Source organism: Massilia sp. Root133, from assembly GCF_001426525.1.
Classification (GTDB): domain Bacteria; phylum Pseudomonadota; class Gammaproteobacteria; order Burkholderiales; family Burkholderiaceae_D; genus Telluria; species Telluria orientalis.
Window position 1 is genome coordinate 239027 of record NZ_LMEW01000001.1, and the last position, 20076, is coordinate 259102.

Below are 20076 nucleotides of genomic sequence, written 5' to 3' on the forward strand. Positions count from 1 at the left end.
ATCGAACACCTTCAGTCCAGATCATCCTCATCCGCCCCGCGCTCCAGCTGCGGAATCACTTTCACGAGCAGGATGCGTGGCCCGTTGGTCTTCTTGACCACGACGTCGAACCTGGGAAACTCGATCCGCTGCCCCTGCTTGGGAATATCCCCCAGCTTGGCCATCAACAGCCCGCCGACGGATTCGACTTCATCGAGCCCCATCTCTTCGTTGTTGATGTCGATGCCGAGCACGCGTTCGAGCGAGACGATCGGCAGGCTCGCCTTGCCGATGTAGGTGCCGTCGCCCTGCGGCAGCCAGTCGTTTTCGTTGAGGCGGAACTCGTCGCGGATCTCGCCGACGATGGCGCCCAGCAGGTTGTCCAGCGTGATGAAGCCGACCGGACGCTTGCCTTTCTCTCCGATCAGCGCGAAGTGCGGGGCGCCGCCGCGGAACCGGCGGAACAGCTCGATTGCCGGCGTGCGCGCCGAGATCAGTTCGACGGGACGCAGGTAATCCGTCAGGTCGTCGACGTCCTTGCCCGACTGCTCGGCGAAGAACAGGTCCTTCAGGTGGATCACGCCCAGCACTTCCTCGCCGTCCTCGTCGAAATACGGGTAGCGCGAAAAGCGGTTGCGGCGCATCGTGTCGAGGTTCTGCTCGAGCGAGCGGCTCGCGTACAGCGCGCTCACCTCGTTAATCGGACGCATGAGGTCCGCCACCGTGTGCTGGGCGAACTCCAGCGACTGCGCGAGGATGTGGCGCTCGTCGTGCGTGAAGCGCTCGCCCGGCGTGCCCGTGTTCGTGCGCAGGATCAGCTTGAGTTCGTCGTTCGAGTAATGCGTCTCGTGACCGCCCACGCCCGAGAGGCCCGCCACGCGCAGCACGAGGTTGGCGCTCGCGTTGAGGAGCCAGATGGCCGGGTACATCGCCCAGTAGAAGCCGTACAGCGGCATGGCGCTCCACAGGCCCACCGCTTCCGGCACGCGGATTGCCAGCGACTTCGGCGCCAGCTCGCCCACGACGATGTGCAGGAACGAGATCACGCTGAACGCCACGACGAACGACACGCCGTGGATGATCTGCGGGCTCGTGACGCCGACCAGCGAGAACACGGGTTCCAGCAGGTTCGCGAACGCGGGTTCGCCAACCCAGCCCAGGCCCAGCGACGCGAGCGTGATGCCCAGCTGGCAGGCGGACAGATAAGCGTCGAGCTGGCTGTGGACTTTGTAGAGAATACGTCCGCGCAGGCCGCCGGTCTTGGCGATGGCGCGCACACGGGTCTTGCGCAGGGTGACGATGCCGAATTCGGCCGCCACGAAGAAGCCGTTCAGCGCCACCAGCAGCAGCGCGAGAACGACGAGCAATACGTTTTGCATAGAAGGTATGTTTACTCGAAAGGCAAAAGCCGAGCTGCATTGTAACGGTCAGGCCGCCGGGGGAGTCGCTTTTCGCGATCCCGCCAGGATGGCCTCGACCGCCGGGTGCATGATCTTGCGGTCGCTCGAGATCATGTAGAACTGTTCGCGCACCGTCGGAACAAGCCCGACCCGCACGGCGCCGAACTGCTCGGCGACGTCGTCCGCCAGCGCGGCCGGCGCGAAGAACAGGCCCAGGCCGCGCCGGCCGAATGTGTTGAGCAGCGCGTTGTCTTCGAACTCCCCGACCACGTCCGGCCGCACGTGGTGCTGCACGAACCACTCGTCAATCTTGCCCCGCAGGGCATTATTGCGCGCCGGCAGCAGGAACGGCGCGCCGTTCAGATTCTGTGGAAACGCATCGTCCGCGCCGCCGTAGCGCTGGGCGAGCACGGGCGTGCCCACGACCACCATCTCGCTGTCGAACAGCTGGTGGCTGAACACTTTCAGGGTCGCGCCGGCGCGCACTTCGCGGTCGGTCAGCACGACGTCGAGCTTGTGCAGCGCGAGATCGGCCAGCAGCGCCTCGAACTGGTCTTCGTAGCAGACGATGCGTACGGGGCGGTCCATGCGCGTGACGGCTTCCAGCATGCGGTAGGCCGACAGCTTCGGCAGCGAGTCCGAGATGCCCACCGTGAGGCGCGTGCGGCCGCTGTCGAACTCGTTCAGCGCTTCCTGCATCTGCTCGCCCAGCAAGAAGATCTGGTCGGCATAGCCCAGCGCCAGCCGGCCCGCTTCCGTCAGCACGAGCCGCCGGCCCTGCTGCGCGAACAGCGTCTTGCCCAGCGCTTGCTCCAGCAGCGTCAATTGCGAACTGACCGTCTGCACGGCGAGGCCGAGCCGTTCGGCGGCACGCGTGATGCCGCCTTCGTTGGCCACGACCCAGAAGTAGTACAGGTGGCGGAAATTGATGTCGGATTTCATTATCACGTGAATAACGCAGGTTTTTTCGAAGTGATTCTCTTGTTATCTTCGCTTTTTTGATTGGATCATCGCCTCTACACTGCGCCTTGTCAACAACACATATCCCAAGAAGGGACATAAGAATGAAGCATTTTAGGGTGTCATTCATCGTCACGGCGCTGTGCCTGCTGGGCTCGGCCTGGTGGGGCTACGAGCATGCCGGCGTGGCCGGTGCGCTGACGGCGATGGGTATCGCCGCGATTCTCGCGGTCATGGAAGTCTCGCTGTCGTTCGACAACGCGGTGGTCAACGCCTCCGTACTGAAAACGTGGGACGCGTTCTGGAAAAAGCTGTTCCTGGGCGTCGGCATCATCATCGCCGTGTTCGGCATGCGCCTGCTGTTCCCGCTCGTGATCGTCGCGGTGGCGGCCGACCTGGGCCTGATGGACGTGTGGAACATGGCCTTGCAGGATCCGAAGCAGTACTCGATGCACCTGACGAACCACCACGCGGAAGTGGCGGCATTCGGCGGCATGTTCCTGCTGCTGGTCTTCCTGAACTTCCTGTTCGATGAAGAGAAGGAACACCACTGGCTCGGCCACTTCGAAGCCAAGCTCGGCTCGCTCGGCAAGGTGTCGTCGATCGCCGTGATGATCTCGATCGGTGCGCTGATGGCCAGCCTGTCGCTGGTGCCGGAAGCCCAGAAGATGGTCGTGCTGATCTCGGGCCTGTGGGGCATCCTGATCTACGTCGGCGTGGACGTGCTGTCGAACCTGCTCGAGAAGTCGGAAGAGGGCGGCGGCGACGTCGGCGAGATGGTCAAGCGCGGCGGTATCGGCGGCTTCCTGTACCTGGAAGTGCTGGATGCATCGTTCAGCTTCGACGGCGTGATCGGCGCGTTCGCCATCACCAACGACGTCGTGATCATCATGCTGGGCCTGGCGATCGGTGCGATGTTCGTGCGTTCGCTGACGGTGTACCTGGTGGAAAAGGGCACGCTCGACCAGTTCGTGTACCTGGAGCACGGCGCTCACTACGCGATCGGCATCCTGGCCCTGATCATGCTGGCGAGTATGAAGTTCCACGTGCCGGAACTGGTCACGGGCCTGGCGGGTGTCGCCTTCATCGGTGCCTCGGTGTGGTCGTCGATCCGGTATCGCAAGAAGCAGGAAGCGTTGGGTGTGGGCAGCAAAGAGTTCGCCCACGTCGAATGAAGCGTGAAAAAGGCAGTACTTATCAACCTGAAGGAGAATCATCATGGCAATCAGCTTGCAAAAAGGCGGTAACGTCAACCTGTCGAAGGAAGCACCGGGCCTGTCCAGCCTGAAACTGGGCCTCGGCTGGGACGTGCGCGCCACCGATGGCGCCGCGTTCGACCTGGACGGCGTCGCGTTCCTGCTGAACCAGTCGGGCAAGGTCCGCTCGGATGCCGACTTCATCTTCTACAACAACGCCAAGTCGTCCGACGGCTCGGTGACGCACTCGGGCGACAACCGCACCGGCGCCGGCGAGGGCGATGACGAGACCCTCAGCATCGACCTGACGAAGGTCCCGGCCGACGTCGAGCGCATCGTGCTGGCCGTGACGATCCACGAGGGCGATACGCGCCGCCAGAATTTCGGCATGGTCGGCAAGGCGTTCATCCGCTGCATCAACGCGGCCAACGACAGCGAGATCGCCCGCTACGACCTGTCCGAAGACGGTTCGACCGAATCGGCCATGATCTTCGGCGAGGTGTATCGTAACGGCGCGGACTGGAAGTTCCGCGCAGTGGGCCAGGGTTTCAACGGCGGCCTCGGCCCCCTCGCCAAGAACTATGGCGTGAGCGTCTAATTTAAAACGCCGGCCTGAAAGGAAGCCAAATGCCAGTGTTTACCGTGACCGGGGACGTCGATCCCTTCCTGCATGTGTCGCTGAAGCGCGGAGAGACCATCTACTGCGAATCGGATGCGATGGTCATGATGGAATCGACGCTCGACCTCAAGGGCAAGATGAAGGGGGGCCTGGGCAGCGCGCTGATGCGCACCTTCGCCAACGGCGAGTCGTTCTTCCAGCAGCACATCGAAGCGACCCGCGGCGACGGCGACTGCCTGCTGTCTCCCACGCTGCCGGGCGCCATGCAGGTGGTCGACTGCGGCCCGAACCAGTTCATCATCAGCGACGGCGCGTTCGTGGCGGCCAGCTCCGGCGTCGACCTGCGCGTGCGCACCCAGAGTCTCGGCAACGCGCTGTTCGCCCAGAGCGGCGGCTTTTTCGTGACCGAGACCTCGGGCAGCGGCCAGGTCGTCGTCTCCGGCTTCGGCTCGATGAACGTGCTCGATGTGGAACCGGGCAAGGACGCGATCATCGACAACTCGCACGTCGTCGCCTGGGACAGCACCCTGCACTACGAGGTCTCGATCACGACCGGCACCAGCGGCGGCTTCCTGGGTAACCTGATCAACAGCCAGACCAGCGGCGAGGGCCTCGTCCTGCGCTTCTCCGGTCGCGGCAAGATTTATGTCTGTTCGCGCAACCGCGCCACGTTCAAGGCGTGGGTGCAGGCGCCCGGACGCTGACAAGCAAAGGAGTAATTCAAATGGCAGTCAATCTGCAGAAGGGCCAGAAGATCTCGCTGGAGAAGGAAGCCGGCGGCGCCCTGTCCCGCGTGACGATGGGCCTCGGCTGGGACGTCGCGAAGTCCGGCGGTTTCTTCGGCTTCGGCGCGAAGAGCCAGGCGGTCGACCTGGACGCCTCCGTCGTGATGTTCGACGAATCGAACCGCCCGGTCGACGTGGTCTGGTTCCGCCAGCTGAAAAGCCGCGACGGCAGCATCACGCACACCGGCGACAACCGCACGGGTGCCGGCGACGGCGACGACGAACAGATCGTCGTCGACCTGCGCACGGTGCCGGAGAGCGTGAGGTCGCTCGTCTTCACCGTCAACAGCTTCACGGGCCAGAATTTTTCGACGGTCCAGAACGCGTTCTGCCGCCTGTTCGATACCAGCAACGGCAAGGAAATCGCGCGCTACGACCTGTCGGTGCAGGGCTCGCACACGGCCCAGATCATGGCCAAGCTGTACCGCCATAACGGCGAGTGGAAGATGCATGCGATCGGCGAGAACGGCACCGGCCGTACCTTCGACGACCTCATGCCGCTGATCGTCCCGCACCTCTGATGTAACGTTTTTTGTCGTCCCTGCGGACCAGTCTCCGTCCGCAGATCCAACGTGGGCGGCTTGGCGCCCACGCCCTTTAACGGCTCCCTCGCGGAGCCGTCTTTTTTTGTAAATATCGCTTGACGACGATACACCGCCGGCGTACTGTATTACTCAATTAATACAGTAGACACCATGCCCACACACACTGCCAGCCTGTTTTCGATCGCGACCGGCTCGTCCGAACCGATCTACCGCCAGCTCGTCGAGCAGGTGCGCCGCCTGTCCGCGAGCGGCCAGCTCCGCCCCGGCGACGAGATGCCGTCCGTGCGCGAGATCGCGCAGGCGCTGGCGCTCAATCCCATGACCGTCTCCAAGGCCTACAGCCTGCTGGAGATGGAAGGCGTGCTGGCGCGCCGGCGCGGCCTCGGCATGGTGGTCGCCGAGTCTGCATCCACGCAGCCGGCCGACCGCGCCGGCCTGCTCCGTCCCACGCTCGAGCGCGCCGCCGTCGAGGCGCGCCAGCTCGAGCTCGATCCAGAAACCGTCCTGTCCCTGTTCGCAACCATTCTGAAGGAAACAAAATGAGTGCCGCCATCGTTCGCATGTCCTCGGTCAGCAAGTACTTCGGCAGCCAGCGGGTGCTTGCCGATCTCGACTGGCAAATCGCGCCCGGCCAGGTCGTCGGCCTGCTGGGCCGCAATGGCGCCGGCAAGTCCACGCTGCTCGAATGCATGCTCGGGTTGCGCGAGGCCGACGGCGGCGCGGTGACGCTGTTCGGCGAAGACGTGGCCGGGCTGTCGGACGACGCGCGGGGCCGCATCGGCTATGTCCCGCAGCGCACCGATTTGTTCGACTGGCTGACGCCCGTGCAGATGTTCGACTATTTCCGCGCGATGTACCCGCGCTGGAACACCGGCAAGGTCGACGGCCTGCTGTCGCGCTGGGACTTCGGCCCGGAGCTGCGCAACAAGCCGATCAAGCGCCTGTCCGGCGGCGAGCAGCAGAAACTGGCCATCATCCGCGCGCTGGCGCACGAGCCGGAACTGCTGATCCTCGACGAACCCGTGTCCGCGCTCGATCCGGTCGGCCGGCGCGCCTTCCTGCGCGAGCTCGTCGACCAGGTGATCGAGTGGGGGACGACCGTCGTGTTCTCCACGCACATCCTGTCCGACCTGGAGCGCGTCGCGTTCGACCTCGCGTTCTTGAAAGATGGCCGCATCGCGCTGCAGGGCCAGACGGACGCGCTGCTGGAAGGCGCGCGCCGCGTCGTCGTGCCCGCCGCCACGCTGCCCGGCGCGCCGCTGGCGGGCGAGGTGCGGCGGCGCCAGGAGGGGGCCATGACGAGCGTGATCGTGCAGGCGCCGGGCGACGACGTCGCGCGCCTCGCGCGCGAGCCGGGCGTGCGCGTGGAACCGTTGACGCTGGAAGACCTGTTCATCGAGGTGACGCAATGAACGCCGCGCTGCAGGATTTTCGGACGATCTGGCGCGCGGCCGCGGCGCAGCGCGAACCGGGCTCGCTGCGCGGCGTTTACCTGGTGGCCGGCGCTATCGCCTCATGCGGCATCATCGTGGCCGTGCTGGGCAACCTGTCTCCCTTGCAGGCGCTGCGCTTTGCCATCGCCGTCGTCTTCATGGCGCTGGCGTTCATCTGGACTTTCCTCTTCGTGCCCGGTTCCATCCGCCTGAATTCGCCAATGAACGCATGGCTGCTGCCGCGCCAGCGCCGCCGCCTCCTGCAGATGACGGCCGCGTACTTGTGCATCGCCACGCTCGGCATCGCGTACGGCCTCGGCAACTGGGCCGTGCTGCCGATCGTCGCGCTCGGCACGCTGTGCATGGCGTTGATGATGGCGGGGAACAAGTACGTCGTGGTCCTGCTCGTGTTGGGCGGCAACGGACCGTGGCTGGTGCACTTCATGCTGCCGCCCGCGTGGGTCGAACGGATGACGGGCAATGCCGCCTTCTGGGTCATGAGCATCCTGGTCCTGCCCGCCGCGGTGTGGGGCCTGCGCTGGATGTATCCGGCCGGCGGCGACGCCTTCCTGGCGCGGCGCGGCGACCAGATCAGGCGCCTGAACCACTTCGCTTTCCGCAAGGAACAACAACAGCCCATGCCCGACGGTATGGTGTGGCAAGGCAACTTGTCGTTGTACCGCGTCGCGCTGCGTTGCGAGCGCCGGCGCGCCGATCCGGGCACGATGCTGATGCATGCGCTGGGACCGATGGCGCACTGGACTTCCTGGGGCGGCGCCATCGTCGTGGTCGTGGTCGTCAGCGTCATCGTGCACATCGTGCTGGCCGTGCCGCGCGGCGCGGCGGCGCAATCGTTCGCCGGCGTGTTACTGGACGCCGGGCCGGGCATGATGGCGCTCGTCGTCGCATTCAGCACGGCCCAGTATGGCCAGCAGCTGCGCCGCACGCAGGGCGAGCAGGCGTTGCTGCGCCTGACGCCGCTGGCCGGCAACGCCGCGCTGCTGAACCGCCGCCTCGCCACGCGGCTGCTGCGTCAGGCGCTCTCGGTGTGGGTGTTGTTGACGGCAGCCTTGACGGGCGCGTCGTTCGTCCTGGGCACGGGACCGGATGGGCTGCTGCGCCAGCTCGGCCTGTGCAGCCTGGCCGGCCAGGTGGCGATGATGGGGCTGCTGGGCGATTACGCGAGCGTCCGCGGCGGCTGGAACCTGGCGCTGGGCCTGCGCGCCGGCGCGTATGCGCTCGTGCAGGCGCTCGCGGCCGTGGCCCTCGGCAAGCTGACCGGCACCACGGCGTGGCCGTGGCTGATCGAAATCTCGCTGGCCGTCTGCCTCGTGCAATTGCGGCTCGACTGGCGCCGCATGCTCGCCGCGCCGCCGGCCTTTCCCGCCGGCCGGCTGGGTTGATCAAGGTGTGGATTCAGTGCGCGCGCTTCTGCACGAGCGCCGTGCCGATGCCGTGGCGGTGGCCTTCGCTGACCGCCGTCACGGTGCCGTCGGGATTGAACACGATCGCGTTCGCGGCGCCGATCTCTTCGGGCTTCGCTTCCCACTTGTGGCCGAACTGTTCCAGCGCCTGGGCCTGCGGGGTGCCGGTAAAACCCGGTTCGACCGAGGTCTCTTTCGCGTTGCGCTGCGATAGCCGCGGCGCGTCGATGGCCTGGTCCATCGTCATGCCGAGGTCGATGTAGTTGACGATCGTCTGCAGCACCGTCGTGATGATCGTCGCGCCGCCCGGGCTGCCGATGGTGAAGGCGGGCTTGCCGTCCTTGAAGGCGAGCGTCGGCGCCATGCTGCTGCGCGGGCGCTTGCCCGCTTCGGGGACGTTCGGCGCCGGACCGGTGAAATCGAAGTCGGTCATCTCGTTATTCAGCAGGAAGCCGTAGCCCGGCACGACGATGCCGCTGCCGCCCCACGACTCGATCGTGAAGGTGTAGGCCACGACGTTGCCCCATTTGTCCGACACCGTCAGGTGCGTCGTGTGCGTGCCTTCTTTCATGATCAGGTTCTGCTGCGGGCGCAGCGGAAAGCTCTGGTCGTTCTCGTACAGGAAGGCGTCGCCGGCGGGGACGACGCCGGCCGCGCGGTCCGGCCGGATCAGCGACCGGCGCTGCGCCGCGAACTGCTTCGACAGCACGCCTTCGATCGGCGCGTCGACGTATTCCGGGTCGCCGAGGAAGGCGTTGCGGTCGGCGAAGGCGAGGCGGCTTGCTTCCAGGTACAGGTGTTCGACGTTCACGCGCGGCATCGCCTTCAGGTCGAAGCCTTCCAGGATGTTGAGCGCTTCGGCGACCGTCACGCCGCCGCTGCTGGGCGGCGGCATGCCGTAGATGTCGTAGCCGCGGTAGGTGGAGCGGATCGGCTGGCGGATGCGCGCCTCGTAATTGGCCATGTCCGCGAGGCTCATCGTGCCGGGGCGGACCTGGACGCCGGCCGTGACGGGCGGGCGGTTGACGGCCGCGACGACGGCCTGCGCCAGCGGGCCTTCGTAGAACACCTTGTAGCCTTTCGCCGCCAGCTCGCGGTAGGCCTTGGCGAGGTCCGGATTTTTCACGACGGTGCCGGCCGGCAGGGCCTTGCCGTTCTTGAGATACAGCTTGCTCGTCGTCTCGAACATGCCGAATTTCTTCTCGTTCTCGACGATCAGGCCGTGCATGGTGTCGCTGACGGGGAAGCCTTTCGTCGCGACCTGGATCGCGGGCGCCAGCACCTGCTTGAACGACATCGTGCCGTAGCGCTCCAGCGCCTCGTGCCAGCCGCGCACGGTGCCCGGCACGCCGACCGATGCGCCGCTGGCGACGGCCGTGTCGAAATCGATCGCCTTGCCGTTTTCCTGGAAGACGGATGGGCTGAACGACGCGGGCGCCGTCTCGCGGTGGTCGATGGTGACGACGCGCTTGTCTTTCGCAAGGTACACGACCATGAAGCCGCCGCCGCCGATGCCGCAGCTGAACGGATCGGTGACGCCCAGCGTGGCCGCCGCCGCGACGGCCGCGTCGATGGCGTTGCCGCCCTTGTTGAGGATCGCGAGCGCGGAGGCCGACGCCTTTTCGCTGATCGTGGCGACGGCGCCGCCGGTGCCTGTCGTGACCGGGGTCTTGCCCAGCGCGAGCGGCGGTGCCAGGACGATGGAGAGGATCAGGCCGCAGGCGAGGGTTTTGGCGGAAGTGGTCGACGTGGTCATTTGGTGGAGATCTTGAGCGTGACGGGAATGATGTCGCTGGGGCGCAGCGTGCCGGCCGCGCGCGCGGGCGGGATCGCGGACGTGTCGAGCGTGATGCGAGCCCCGTGCAGCGACGCGGGCGTGGCCGTCGGCTGGTCGGGACCGAGCGTGAATTCTTCGGCGCCGTTCGGGCCGTCGATGAGGAAGCGGAAGATCAGCCGGCCGGCCCAGACGCAGCGCGTGTTCGCGGGACAGCGGCTGTCGCTGTAACTGTCGTACGTGAGCACGGTGCCGCGCGCGAGGACGACGCTTTGCTCGGGCCGGAGCGGGTACACGGCGTCTTGCGGCGGAGGGGCGGCGCAGCCGGCCAGGATCGGCATCGACACGGCCGCCGCGAGGGCGGCCAGGGACGGCAGTTTCATGGAGCGTCCGGTTGTTGGTGTGAAACCAATCATAGCAAAATCGCCAGTCGAGGCCGGCGCGCTTGCCGCTCGGTGGCGCTCAAACGAGCGGGTAGCGCTGGAAGACCGGCAGTGCTTCCGCGCGCGCGGTCCAGGCGGCCAGGTGCGGGAAGTCATCGGGCTTCACGATCTGCGCCACGTTCAACTGGACGAACGACCACGTGACGGCGGCCGTGACCGCGGCCTGGTCGAGTGCGGCGATGTCGAACGCGTCCGTCTCCGCTTCCAGCAGCCTGAGCGCGGCGAACAATTGCTGCTGCACGCGGTCGAGCCACGGCTGGTGCTGTTTTTCCTGCGGACGCAGCGAATACTCGTAGACGATCTGCGCCGTCTTTTCGCACGCCGCCAGCGCCGGGCCGATGGCACGCAGCGCCCTGGCCCGCGCGGCCGGGGCGGTGGGCAGCAGGGAGTTGCCCGCCAGCGCGTCGCCGTATTCGAGCATCAGCGTGGAATCGATCAAGAAGGAACCGTCGTCCAGCACGAGCGTCGGCGCCTTGACTGTCGGATTGATGGCGGAGAATTCGTCGAAGTTGCGGAACACGGACAGCGCCTTGTGTTCGAACGGAATGTCCTGCAGATCGAACGAGATGGCGACGCGGCGGACGAACGGTGAATCGAGCATGCCGATGAGTTGCATGGGATCTCCTGGTGGGTTGCGGTGGTCTTCCATTCTATTTCCTTCTGGATAGTGATGTGCGTTATGCATCATGACTTGACGATGCGCGTCCGCCGGCGCATATTTGAAATCGATTTCATACATGGGGAACAGGATGGAAAAGCCGGCACTTTCCACGCCGCGTGTGATTGCCATCGACCTGCTGCGCGGCCTGGCCGTGATGGGCATGATCATGGTCGCGTACGCGGGCGGCTGGGACCGGCGCTTCACGTTCCTGACGCATGCCGACTGGCGCGGCTTCGCCATCGCCGACATGATCTTTCCCGCCTTCCTGTTCTGCGCGGGCGCCGCGCTGCCGCATGCGCTCGCGCGGCGCGCGGGGCAGGGCAGGACGGCCCTCGTCGGCCACGTGCTGCGCCGCTCGGCCGTGCTCGTCGCGCTCGGCGTCGTGCTGAACCTGCTGCCGGGCTTCGACTTCGCCCACGTCCGCCTGCCGGGCATCCTGCAGCGCATCGGACTGTGCTATGCGATCGTGGGCACGGGCTGCGTGCTGGCGTTGCGGCGCGACGGCCTGCGCGTCTCGGTGCCGGTGGCGGCCAGCGTGGCGCTGCTGGCCGGCTATGCCGCGCTGCTGCTCGCGTGGGATGCGCCCGGTTGCGGGCGCGCGTGTTTCGACTCGATGCACGCGCTGCCGGCCGTCGTCGACCGCGCCGTGTTCGGCGTCCCGCACCTGTGGCCGTGGGGCACGACCGGCGCCGTCGTCACCTTCGATCCGGAAGGTCTCGTGTCCACCCTGGGCGCGCTCGTCAACGTGCTGTTCGGCGTGGCGGCGTCGCTGCTGTTGATGCGGTCGCACAAGCGCGCCACGCTGACGGCCCTCGCCATCGCCGGCGTGGCCTGCCTGCTGGCCGGCTTCCTGCTCGATCCGCTCGTGCCCATGGTGAAAAAACTGTGGACGCCCAGCTTTGCGCTGGCGTCCGGCGGGTTCACGCTGCTGTCGCTGCTCGTGCTGATGCGCGTCGTGCCGCCCGGCCAGGAAGCGCCCGCGTGGACCCGGCCGGTGCTCGCCTTCGGCACCAATGCGACGCTGGCCTTCGTCGGCATCACGCTGATCGATACGGCGATGCAGCTGCCGCTCGGGGCGGGCAGCTTGCACGACCTGCTGGCCGCGTGGCTGGCGCAGGCGATTCCCGAAGCGCGGGTGGCCTCGGCCGCGTATTCGGCGTTGCTGCTGCTCGTGCTGGGGGCGGGGCTATGGCAGCTGTTCAAGCGGCGCATCGTCATCCGGATCTGAAGTATGCTGGCGCTCTTGGACCCGACAGGAGGCTGGACATGACACGTTTGACCGCAGCGGATTTCGACCCCGAGGTACTGAAACTGTTCGATGGCTATGTGCACGGCCGCGTGTCGCGCCGCGATTTCCTGTCGCGTGCCAGCCGTTATGCCGCCGGCGGCACGACGGCCGCCGCGTTGCTGGCGCAGTTGTCGCCGTCGTTCGCCGCGCCGCTCGTTGCCCCGGCGGACGCGCGCCTGAAGACGCGGTATGTCGACTTCCCGTCGCCGCAGGGCTATGGCAAGGTGCACGGCTACCTGGCCGAGCCGGCGCACGCGAAAGGAAAGCTGCCGACGATCCTCGTCGTGCACGAAAACCGCGGCCTGAATCCGCACATCGAGGACGTTACCCGCCGCGTCGCGCTCGACGGCTATGTCGCCTTCGCCCCGGACGCGCTGTACCCGCTGGGCGGCTATCCGGGCGACGAGGACAAGGCCCGCGAACTCTTCCCCAAGCTCGACCAGGCCAAGACGCGCGCGGACTTCATCGCCGCCTTTCATGCGCTGGCCGCGCTGCCGCAGGGTACGGGCAAGGTGGGCGTGGTGGGCTTCTGCTACGGCGGCGGCATCGCCAACTACCTCGCGACGCAGCTGCCGGACCTGGCCGCCGCCGTGCCGTTCTACGGCATGCAGCCGCCCGCGGCCGACGTCGCCCGCATCCGCGCGCCCCTGCTGATCCACGACGCCGGCAAGGACGAGCGCATCCTGGCCGGCTGGCCCGCGTACGAGGCCGCGCTGAAGGCGAACCGCGTCGACTATCAACACTTCGTCTACCCGGGCGTGGAGCACGGCTTTAATAACGACACGACGCCGCGCTACGACGAAGCGGCCGCGACACTGGCATGGGGCCGGACGATGGCGTTCTTCAAGGCGAAGCTGGCGTAGCGGAGCCTGTTTCGAACAGTCAGGTTGGCATTCGGCTTCAGGCAATGCGGCGGACGGTGCCCGATGGCGCGGCGATTGGCGCGCCGATCCGGAATACCTGGACCGCCTGCGCCAGCCGCGCCGCCTGTTCCTGCATCGCCGCCGCCGCCGCGGCCGACTGCTCGACCAGGGCAGCGTTCTGCTGCGTGACCGCGTCCAGCTGCGTCACCGCCTGGCTGACCTGCCCGATGCCGCTGCTTTGCTCCCGGCTCGCGGCGGCGATGTCGTTCACGATGGCGTTGACGCGGCCGATGCTGGCGACCACCTGGTCCATCGTCGCGCCAGCCTGGCCGACCAGCCGCGTGCCGGTTTCGACCTGAGCTGTCGATGTCCCGATCAGGTCCTTGATTTCCCTGGCGGCGGCCGCGGCACGCTGGGCCAGGTTGCGCACCTCGCCCGCCACCACGGCAAAGCCGCGCCCTTGCTCGCCGGCACGCGCCGCTTCGACGGCGGCGTTCAGGGCAAGGATATTCGTCTGGAAGGCAATGCCGTCGATGACCGCTGTGATCTCGGCGATCTTGCGCGCCGACGCATCGATGTCCGCCATGGTCGCGATCACCTGGCCGACCACGGCGCCGCCTTCGCCCGCCACCTTCGACGCGGCATGTGACAGCTGGTTCGCTTCCTGCGCATGGCCGGCATTGCGCTGCACGGTCGAGGTCAGCTCTTCCATCGACGCCGCCGTTTCCTCCAGGGCGCTGGCCTGCTGTTCGGTGCGGCTCGACAGGTCGAGGTTGCCGGCGGAGATTTCTCTGGACGCGGTCGCGATCGTCTCGGTGCCGTCGCGTACGCGGCCGACGATCGCGGCCAGGCTGTCGTTCATGTCGCGCAGCGCGCGCAGCAAGGCCGCGGTCTCGTCCCGGCCGTGCACGGCGATGGCCTGGGTCAGGTCGCCGGCCGCCACCGTACGGGCGATTCCCACGGCCGCGCGCAGCGGGCGCACGATGCCGGCGGCCAGCAGCCACGCGCAGGCGGCACCCGCCAGCACGCCAGCCGCCGTCAGGGCCATGGACAGGCGAGCGCTGCGGGCCTCGATGGCGAGGATGTCATGGTTTTGCGCATCCATTTGGCGATGCTGCAGGGCCAGCAGCGCCTCCAGCAAGTCCTGGTAGCCTCGCGCCGTCGGCACGAAGGATTCGTTGAGGAGGCGCTCGGCCAGCGCGGTGTCGCCGGCGGCCTTGGCTTTCATCGCCGCGGCCGTGATGGCGCGGTAGCGCTGGCGCTGGGCGTCGATGCGGCGCAGCAGGGCGGTTTCGTCGGGCGTGGTCAGCAGCGGTTCGATCTGGCGTGCGAGATCCGCCGAGCGCTTGATGGCCTCGTCCATCTCACCTTTGAAATATGCGGCGACGCCGGGATCGTTACTCTTGACGATGGCCCCGGTGCGGCGGATCGCGCCGAAGACTTGCATATTCCATTCGGCGATGAGGCGCTCCTTCGCCAGCGGCGCGGCTATCGCCTGCGCCGCCAGGGCGATGTCGTGCATGCGCCAAATGCTGAAGCCCGTGGTCAGTACGCCCAGGCCCAACACCAGCCCGAAGCCCACGGCAAGCCGTCCGGCAATGTTCATCTTGGCCAACCATCCCGTCATTTCCCCACCTCGACTTATCGAAAAAATCTATCAATTAATAGAAAAAACTTGTTTCGCGATCCAACAAAAAATTTCTTGTTTGAAATATGAATGATGCCGCAGCGAGCGGTGAAAACGCAAATGCCTCGTATAAATTTTGTGAAAACTGTGGCGCACGGGATGCAGACAAAGATTGTGATTATGCGGGTTTTCGGATAAGTCCAAAGGGTAGGTCTTTGATTTGATAGGAGCGATTGTCAAAATTATTCGATTTATCAATAGAATCTTTTTGCTTATTCTTGCTTGACTTTTGCCCTATATTGATTCGGCGTCACATGAGGGAAATCGTGGCGACGACCCGCTTGCAACGAGCGCAGCGACACGAAATGCGTGGGCGGGCCAACGCGACAATCAATGAAATTGTGCGCAGTTGTTTATAAATACTGGAGACAAATTATCAAACCGAACGTCCTTGCACTGGTAGCGGGTGTCCTGAGTTGTGGCGCCGCGCTTGCTCAAACCAATGTCCAGCTCTACGGCAGCGTCGATGAAGGCCTGGATTACGTGAACAACGCCGGCGGCCAATCGCTGAAAGCCGTCAACGCGGGCAAGCGCTCGCCCGACCGCTTCGGCTTTCGCGGCACCGAAGACCTGGGCGGCGGGCTGAACGCTTTCTTCAAGCTCGAGACCGGCTTCAATTCCGACTTGGGCAACCAGGCCAATCCGAACAAGTTCTTCAACCGCTACGCCCAGGTCGGGCTGTCCAGCACGCGCTTCGGCACGCTGACCCTCGGCCACATGCCCGACTTCGCCTACGACTACGTGGGCGTGCTGAACAACAGTGTGCCCGGCATCTCGTGGTCGTACTCGCCCGGCAACCTCGACAATCTGGCCAACATCTTCGGCATGGACAATGCCATCCGCTACGAGACGCCCGTGATGGCGGGCCTGCAGGTGGGTGTGATGAACGGCTTCGGCGAGGATCCGTCCAATTTCTCGCGGTCGCGTACGTACTCGGTCGGCTTCCGCTACAACAACGCAGCCCTGAAGCTGGCCGGCTCGTACTCGATGTTCCACAACCGGACGGCCGACCTGAAATCGATCTTCGGCGTCACGAACGTACTCGGCCAGAGCCTGGCGGGCGCGCAGTTCAATGCCGACCGCTTCAGCACCGGCGTGCTGGGCGCCAGTTACCAGGTCGGCATCTTCGTCCCGCACGCGACCATTACCCAGGTCCAGCTCGAGAATGCGCGCGGCGAAGTGATCCAGCGTAACCTGCAGGCTGGCGTGAACACGGACCTGAGCGGCGGACGCAAGACGCGCATCCTCGGCTTGTCGACGGCGCATTCCACGTTCGAAGCCATCACGTATAACCAGTACAACGCATTCCTGAGCCAGTATCTGAGCCCGACCGTCCAGATCTACTGTGGCGCGGCTTACGTCCACGCGTCCGGTCCCGGCGCCCGGGCGACGGCCTTCGGCTACACGCCGTCCAGCGGACGCACCCAGACCCTGACGCGCGCCGGCGTACAAGTGCAGTTCTGATCCGATTCGTATTCATCACAGAAGGTGCCACATGTTATCCAGCATTACCGACGTCAAGGTTTCGTCCAGCCCGGCAGCGGCCGACCAGGACGGCAGGGGCGCCGCCCTCATCGCCCGCATGGAAAGCGTGCCGATCTCGCGCTGGCACGTCCGGGCCCGTGTCGTCATGGGCAGCGCCACGTTCTTCGACGCCTTTGACGCGCTGTCGCTGGCCTACGTGCTGCCGGTGTTGATCGGCATGTGGCATTTGGCGCCCGGCCAAATCGGCTTGCTGATCGCCACCGGCTACATCGGCCAACTGGTCGGCGCTATCTTCTTCGGCTGGCTGGCCGAGCGCATCGGCAGGGTCAAGAGCGAGTTCTGGACGATTCTCCTGATGTCGGTGATGAGCCTGGCGTGCGCCGCGACGGGCAACTTCAACGGACTGATGGTGTGCCGCTTCATCCAGGGTATCGGCGTGGGCGGCGGCAATCCGGTCGCGGCCGTCTACATCAACGAGTTGTCGGTGGCGCACAACCGCGGCCGCTTCTTCCTGCTGTACGAACTGATCTTCCCGCTGGGCCTGCTGGCCGCCGCCCAGGCGGGCTCGCTGCTCGTGCCCCACGTCGGCTGGCAGTCGATGTTCCTCGTGGGCGGGATTCCCGGCCTGCTGATCGTCGGCTTCATCTGGTGCCTGCCCGAGTCGCCGCGCTGGCTGATCGGCAAGGGCCGTTTCGACGAGGCCGAGCGCATCATCGAGCGTATCGAGGCGAGCACGGACAAGCGCATCGAGGTCAAGGCACGTCCGCGGGTGCCCGCGCAGGCAGCCAGGAAGGCCGGCGTGCGCGAACTGTTTTCCGCGTTCTACCGCAAGCGCACGTTCGTCGTGTGGGCGCTGTGGGGCACCGCCTACTTCGTGGCAAACGGCCTGAACAACTGGATGCCCAGCCTGTACAAGACCGTGTACCACCTGCCGCTCGGCCAGGCGCTGCGCCTCGCGTCGATGTCGAACGTGCTCAGCGTGATCTTCGTCCTCGCGTGCGCGTTCCTCGTCGACCGCGTGGGCCGCCGCCGCTGGGTGATGTCGTCGTTCTCGATCGCCGGCGTGCTGCTCGCCGCACTGTACTTTACCGGCGCGCCGTCGGCGTACGGCGTGATGCTGCTGGGGTCGACCGCATACGCCGTGATCGGCACGACGACCATCCTGCTGTTCCTTTACACGCCGGAGATTTATCCGACCCGGATGCGCGCCGTCGGCACGGCGCTGGCGACGTCCTGGTTCCGCGCCGCATCGGCGGCCGGCCCTGCGATCGTCGGCGTGGTGCTCGGTACCAAGGGCGTCGCTCCCGTGTTCCTGATGTTTGCCGGGGTCTGCGTGCTCGGTCTGCTGGCGGCCCTCGGCATGACGGAGACACGCCAGAAATCACTCGAGGAAATCGCACCCTGATGCGCACCCTGTACGACAAGCTCTGGGACGAGCACCTCGTGGACCTGGACGAGGACGGCGGCGCGCTGCTGTACGTCGACCGCCACCTCGTGTACGAAGTCACCAGTCCGCAGGCGTTCGCGGGCCTGGCCGCGGGGGCACGCCCGGTATGGCGCCCCGGCGCCACGTTCGGCGTGTGCGACCACAACGTGCCGACCGCGGGCCGTGCCGGCGGCATCGCCGATCCGCTCTCGCGGCTGCAGGTGGAGACGCTGGCGCGCAATTGCGACGACAACGGGATCCCGCAATTCCGCATGCTGGACCGGCGCCAGGGCATCGTGCACGTGGTCGCGCCGGAGCAGGGGTTGACCCTGCCGGGGATGGTCGTCGTGTGCGGCGATTCCCATACGAGCACGCACGGCGCGCTGGCCGCGCTCGCGTTCGGCATCGGCACGTCCGAGGTCGAGCACGTGCTGGCGACGCAGACGCTGGCCACCCGCAAGAGCCGCACCATGCTCGTGCGGATCGACGGCGGCCTGGCACCCGGCTGCAGCGCGAAAGACCTCGCGTTGTACCTGATCGGACGCATCGGCACCGCGGGCGCCACCGGGCACGCGCTCGAATTTACCGGCGCTGCCGTGCGCGCGCTGTCGATGGAAGGCCGCATGACGCTGTGTAACATGGCGATCGAGGCGGGGGCACGCACGGCGCTGGTCGGCGTGGACGACACGACGCTCGACTACCTGCGCGGGCGGCCGTACGCACCCGCCGGTGTGCAGTGGGACGCGGCGGTGAAGGTCTGGCGCGGCCTCGTGTCCGATCCCGGCGCGCGCTTCGACCGCATGCTCGCGTTCGACGCCGCCGCGGTGGCGCCGCAGGTCACCTGGGGCACGTCGCCCGACATGGTGGCGCCGGTGGGCGCCGCCGTGCCCGACCCGGACGACGAGGGCGACGCCGGGCGGCGCCGCGCGATGGAAGCGGCACTCGACTACATGGCTCTCGTGCCGGGCACCCGCATCGCCGATATCCCGATCGACAGGGTCTTCATCGGCTCCTGCACCAACGGCCGCATCGAGGACCTGCGCGCGGCCGCCGCCGTGCTCGCGGCCGCGGGTGGCCGCATCGCGCCGAACGTGCGCCAGGCGCTCGTCGTGCCGGGTTCGGGACTCGTGCGCGAGCAGGCCCAACGCGAGGGCCTGGACCGCGTCTTCACGGCGGCCGGCTTCGAGTGGCGCGAGCCGGGATGCTCGATGTGCCTGGCGATGAACGACGACCGTCTCGCCCCGGGCGAACGCTGCGCGTCGACGTCGAACCGCAATTTCGAAGGGCGCCAGGGCGCCGGGGGACGCAGCCATCTCGTCAGCCCGGCGATGGCGGCGGCGGCCGCGCTGGCCGGCCGCTTCGTCGACGTGCGCGCCTTCGCGCGGGGAGGACGGTGATGGAACCGTTCACCGTCGTCGACGGGTTGGCGGCGCCGCTGCGACGCGACAACGTCGACACCGACGCGATCCTGCCCAAGCAGTTCATGAAGTCGGTCGCGCGGACGGGCTTCGGCCCCAATTTGTTCGACAGCTGGCGCTACCTCGATCCGGGCGAACCGGGCCAGGATCCGGCCATGCGCCGGCCGAACCCGGATTTCGTGCTGAACCAGCCGCGCTACCGCGCTGCGACGATCCTGCTGGCCGGGCGCAATTTCGGCTGCGGCAGCTCGCGCGAACACGCGCCCTGGGCGCTGCTGCAGTACGGCTTTCGCGTGCTCGTCGCGGTGGGCTTCGCCGACATCTTCCGCCAGAACTGCACGAAGAACGGGGTGCTGCCGGTCGAGCTGGGCGACGCGGCGCTGGACATATTGTTCGCGGCGGCGGAAAGCGAGGGCGGCTGCCGCCTGCGCGTCGACCTCGAGCACCAGCGCGTGACCGGGCCGGGCGGTTTCGCGGCATCGTTCGACATCGCACCCGCGGCGCGTCACGCCCTGCTGGGCGGCCAGGACGAGATTGGCCTGACCCTGCGCCGGCGCGAGCGCATCGCCGCGTTCGAGCGCGAGCGGCTGGCCCGCTACCCGTGGCTGGCCGCGTCGATCCAGACCTGATCCGCGCTGCTAGAATGGGGGCTTCGGAATCCGTTGCCGGCAGCGGCCGGCGGTATGCGTC

The 20076-nt window shown here is 66.7% G+C and carries 19 protein-coding genes; 13 read left to right on the plus strand and 6 right to left on the minus strand.

The genetic code is table 11. The annotated features are described in order from the left end of the window. Positions 1 to 11: 11 nt before the first annotated feature. Together ASD28_RS01120 and ASD28_RS01125 are read right to left on the minus strand one after the other, a co-directional pair. Positions 12 to 1358 carry a hemolysin family protein gene (locus tag ASD28_RS01120; RefSeq protein ID WP_056122668.1) on the minus strand — a complete coding sequence of 449 codons (1347 nt, stop codon included), beginning with the start codon at positions 1356 to 1358 and terminating at the stop codon, positions 12 to 14. 48 nt (positions 1359 to 1406) lie between these two features. Beyond that, positions 1407 to 2321: a LysR family transcriptional regulator gene (locus ASD28_RS01125; protein WP_056122671.1), complete on the minus strand. Its 915-nt coding sequence runs from the start codon at positions 2319 to 2321 to the stop codon at positions 1407 to 1409. 122 nt (positions 2322 to 2443) lie between these two features. Between ASD28_RS01125 and ASD28_RS01130 the strand changes: the two genes are divergently transcribed. The 7 genes from ASD28_RS01130 (at position 2444) to ASD28_RS01160 (ending at position 8320) form a co-directional block, all read left to right on the plus strand. Continuing rightward, a complete protein-coding gene (locus tag ASD28_RS01130; RefSeq protein WP_056122673.1) occupies positions 2444 to 3514 on the plus strand; it encodes a DUF475 domain-containing protein in 1071 nt (356 codons plus the stop codon). 43 nt (positions 3515 to 3557) lie between these two features. After that, positions 3558 to 4133 carry a TerD family protein gene (locus tag ASD28_RS01135; RefSeq protein WP_056122676.1) on the plus strand — a complete coding sequence of 192 codons (576 nt, stop codon included), beginning with the start codon at positions 3558 to 3560 and terminating at the stop codon, positions 4131 to 4133. A 29-nt stretch (positions 4134 to 4162) separates the two neighbouring features. Further along, the gene (locus ASD28_RS01140) at positions 4163 to 4858 is read left to right on the plus strand and encodes a TIGR00266 family protein (RefSeq protein ID WP_056122679.1); all 696 of its coding nucleotides are present in this window, start codon (positions 4163 to 4165) and stop codon (positions 4856 to 4858) included. Between the two features lie 20 nt (positions 4859 to 4878). Beyond that, positions 4879 to 5460 carry a TerD family protein gene (locus ASD28_RS01145; protein ID WP_056122682.1) on the plus strand — a complete coding sequence of 194 codons (582 nt, stop codon included), beginning with the start codon at positions 4879 to 4881 and terminating at the stop codon, positions 5458 to 5460. A 174-nt stretch (positions 5461 to 5634) separates the two neighbouring features. After that, positions 5635 to 6027: a GntR family transcriptional regulator gene (locus ASD28_RS01150; RefSeq protein ID WP_056122684.1), complete on the plus strand. Its 393-nt coding sequence runs from the start codon at positions 5635 to 5637 to the stop codon at positions 6025 to 6027. Next, entirely contained in the window at positions 6024 to 6896 is an 873-nt protein-coding gene (locus ASD28_RS01155) for an ABC transporter ATP-binding protein (RefSeq protein ID WP_056122687.1), read from the plus strand. The genes ASD28_RS01150 and ASD28_RS01155 overlap by 4 nt, the downstream gene beginning before the upstream one ends. Beyond that, positions 6893 to 8320: a hypothetical protein gene (locus ASD28_RS01160; protein ID WP_056122690.1), complete on the plus strand. Its 1428-nt coding sequence runs from the start codon at positions 6893 to 6895 to the stop codon at positions 8318 to 8320. The genes ASD28_RS01155 and ASD28_RS01160 overlap by 4 nt, the downstream gene beginning before the upstream one ends. 13 nt (positions 8321 to 8333) lie before the next feature. Here the strand turns inward: ASD28_RS01160 and ggt are convergent, their stop codons facing one another. The 3 genes from ggt to ASD28_RS01175 all read right to left on the minus strand — a co-directional run bounded on the left by ggt (position 8334) and on the right by ASD28_RS01175 (position 11174). After that, a complete protein-coding gene (gene ggt / locus ASD28_RS01165; RefSeq protein WP_056122693.1) occupies positions 8334 to 10097 on the minus strand; it encodes a gamma-glutamyltransferase in 1764 nt (587 codons plus the stop codon). Then, complete coding sequence (locus ASD28_RS01170; RefSeq protein WP_056122694.1) at positions 10094 to 10498, minus strand: hypothetical protein; 405 nt, start codon at positions 10496 to 10498, stop codon at positions 10094 to 10096. The genes ggt and ASD28_RS01170 overlap by 4 nt, the downstream gene beginning before the upstream one ends. A gap of 79 nt (positions 10499 to 10577) precedes the next feature. Beyond that, positions 10578 to 11174, minus strand: coding sequence for a glutathione S-transferase (locus tag ASD28_RS01175; RefSeq protein ID WP_056122697.1), 597 nt, complete (start codon positions 11172 to 11174; stop codon positions 10578 to 10580). 133 nt (positions 11175 to 11307) lie between these two features. Here ASD28_RS01175 and ASD28_RS01180 point away from each other — a divergent pair, with 133 nt between their 5' ends. Together ASD28_RS01180 and ASD28_RS01185 are read left to right on the plus strand one after the other, a co-directional pair. Continuing rightward, positions 11308 to 12447, plus strand: coding sequence for an acyltransferase family protein (locus tag ASD28_RS01180; RefSeq protein ID WP_056122700.1), 1140 nt, complete (start codon positions 11308 to 11310; stop codon positions 12445 to 12447). 38 nt (positions 12448 to 12485) lie between these two features. Continuing rightward, complete coding sequence (locus ASD28_RS01185; protein ID WP_056122703.1) at positions 12486 to 13370, plus strand: dienelactone hydrolase family protein; 885 nt, start codon at positions 12486 to 12488, stop codon at positions 13368 to 13370. 37 nt (positions 13371 to 13407) lie between these two features. Here ASD28_RS01185 and ASD28_RS01190 read toward each other — a convergent pair whose 3' ends face one another. After that, positions 13408 to 14997, minus strand: a complete 1590-nt coding sequence (locus ASD28_RS01190; RefSeq protein WP_056122706.1) for a methyl-accepting chemotaxis protein — start codon at positions 14995 to 14997, stop codon at positions 13408 to 13410. Positions 14998 to 15396: 399 nt separating this feature from the next. Here ASD28_RS01190 and ASD28_RS01195 point away from each other — a divergent pair, with 399 nt between their 5' ends. The 4 genes from ASD28_RS01195 to leuD are packed head-to-tail and all read left to right on the plus strand — an operon-like array spanning position 15397 to position 20015. Further along, on the plus strand, positions 15397 to 16521 hold the full coding sequence (locus ASD28_RS01195) for a porin (protein ID WP_371831805.1): 1125 nt from the start codon (positions 15397 to 15399) through the stop codon (positions 16519 to 16521). Between the two features lie 31 nt (positions 16522 to 16552). Next, positions 16553 to 17947, plus strand: coding sequence for an MFS transporter (locus ASD28_RS01200; protein WP_056122708.1), 1395 nt, complete (start codon positions 16553 to 16555; stop codon positions 17945 to 17947). Further along, positions 17944 to 19365, plus strand: a complete 1422-nt coding sequence (leuC, locus tag ASD28_RS01205; RefSeq protein WP_056123600.1) for a 3-isopropylmalate dehydratase large subunit — start codon at positions 17944 to 17946, stop codon at positions 19363 to 19365. Before ASD28_RS01200 ends, leuC begins: the two co-directional genes overlap by 4 nt. Then, entirely contained in the window at positions 19365 to 20015 is a 651-nt protein-coding gene (leuD, locus tag ASD28_RS01210) for a 3-isopropylmalate dehydratase small subunit (RefSeq protein ID WP_056122711.1), read from the plus strand. Before leuC ends, leuD begins: the two co-directional genes overlap by 1 nt. Positions 20016 to 20076: the final 61 nt, after the last annotated feature.

Coding starts and splice junctions, on each gene's coding strand:
- ASD28_RS01190 (WP_056122706.1), bottom strand. CDS start 14,997: ATGACGGGATGGTTGGCCAAGATGAACATTGCCGGACGGCTTGCCGTG.
- ASD28_RS01135 (WP_056122676.1), top strand. CDS start 3,558: ATGGCAATCAGCTTGCAAAAAGGCGGTAACGTCAACCTGTCGAAGGAA.
- ASD28_RS01155 (WP_056122687.1), top strand. CDS start 6,024: ATGAGTGCCGCCATCGTTCGCATGTCCTCGGTCAGCAAGTACTTCGGC.
- ASD28_RS01175 (WP_056122697.1), bottom strand. CDS start 11,174: ATGCAACTCATCGGCATGCTCGATTCACCGTTCGTCCGCCGCGTCGCC.
- ASD28_RS01180 (WP_056122700.1), top strand. CDS start 11,308: ATGGAAAAGCCGGCACTTTCCACGCCGCGTGTGATTGCCATCGACCTG.
- ASD28_RS01130 (WP_056122673.1), top strand. CDS start 2,444: ATGAAGCATTTTAGGGTGTCATTCATCGTCACGGCGCTGTGCCTGCTG.
- ASD28_RS01150 (WP_056122684.1), top strand. CDS start 5,635: ATGCCCACACACACTGCCAGCCTGTTTTCGATCGCGACCGGCTCGTCC.
- ASD28_RS01120 (WP_056122668.1), bottom strand. CDS start 1,358: ATGCAAAACGTATTGCTCGTCGTTCTCGCGCTGCTGCTGGTGGCGCTG.
- ASD28_RS01125 (WP_056122671.1), bottom strand. CDS start 2,321: ATGAAATCCGACATCAATTTCCGCCACCTGTACTACTTCTGGGTCGTG.
- ASD28_RS01170 (WP_056122694.1), bottom strand. CDS start 10,498: ATGAAACTGCCGTCCCTGGCCGCCCTCGCGGCGGCCGTGTCGATGCCG.
- ASD28_RS01160 (WP_056122690.1), top strand. CDS start 6,893: ATGAACGCCGCGCTGCAGGATTTTCGGACGATCTGGCGCGCGGCCGCG.
- leuD (WP_056122711.1), top strand. CDS start 19,365: ATGGAACCGTTCACCGTCGTCGACGGGTTGGCGGCGCCGCTGCGACGC.
- ASD28_RS01185 (WP_056122703.1), top strand. CDS start 12,486: ATGACACGTTTGACCGCAGCGGATTTCGACCCCGAGGTACTGAAACTG.
- ASD28_RS01145 (WP_056122682.1), top strand. CDS start 4,879: ATGGCAGTCAATCTGCAGAAGGGCCAGAAGATCTCGCTGGAGAAGGAA.
- ggt (WP_056122693.1), bottom strand. CDS start 10,097: ATGACCACGTCGACCACTTCCGCCAAAACCCTCGCCTGCGGCCTGATC.
- ASD28_RS01140 (WP_056122679.1), top strand. CDS start 4,163: ATGCCAGTGTTTACCGTGACCGGGGACGTCGATCCCTTCCTGCATGTG.
- ASD28_RS01200 (WP_056122708.1), top strand. CDS start 16,553: ATGTTATCCAGCATTACCGACGTCAAGGTTTCGTCCAGCCCGGCAGCG.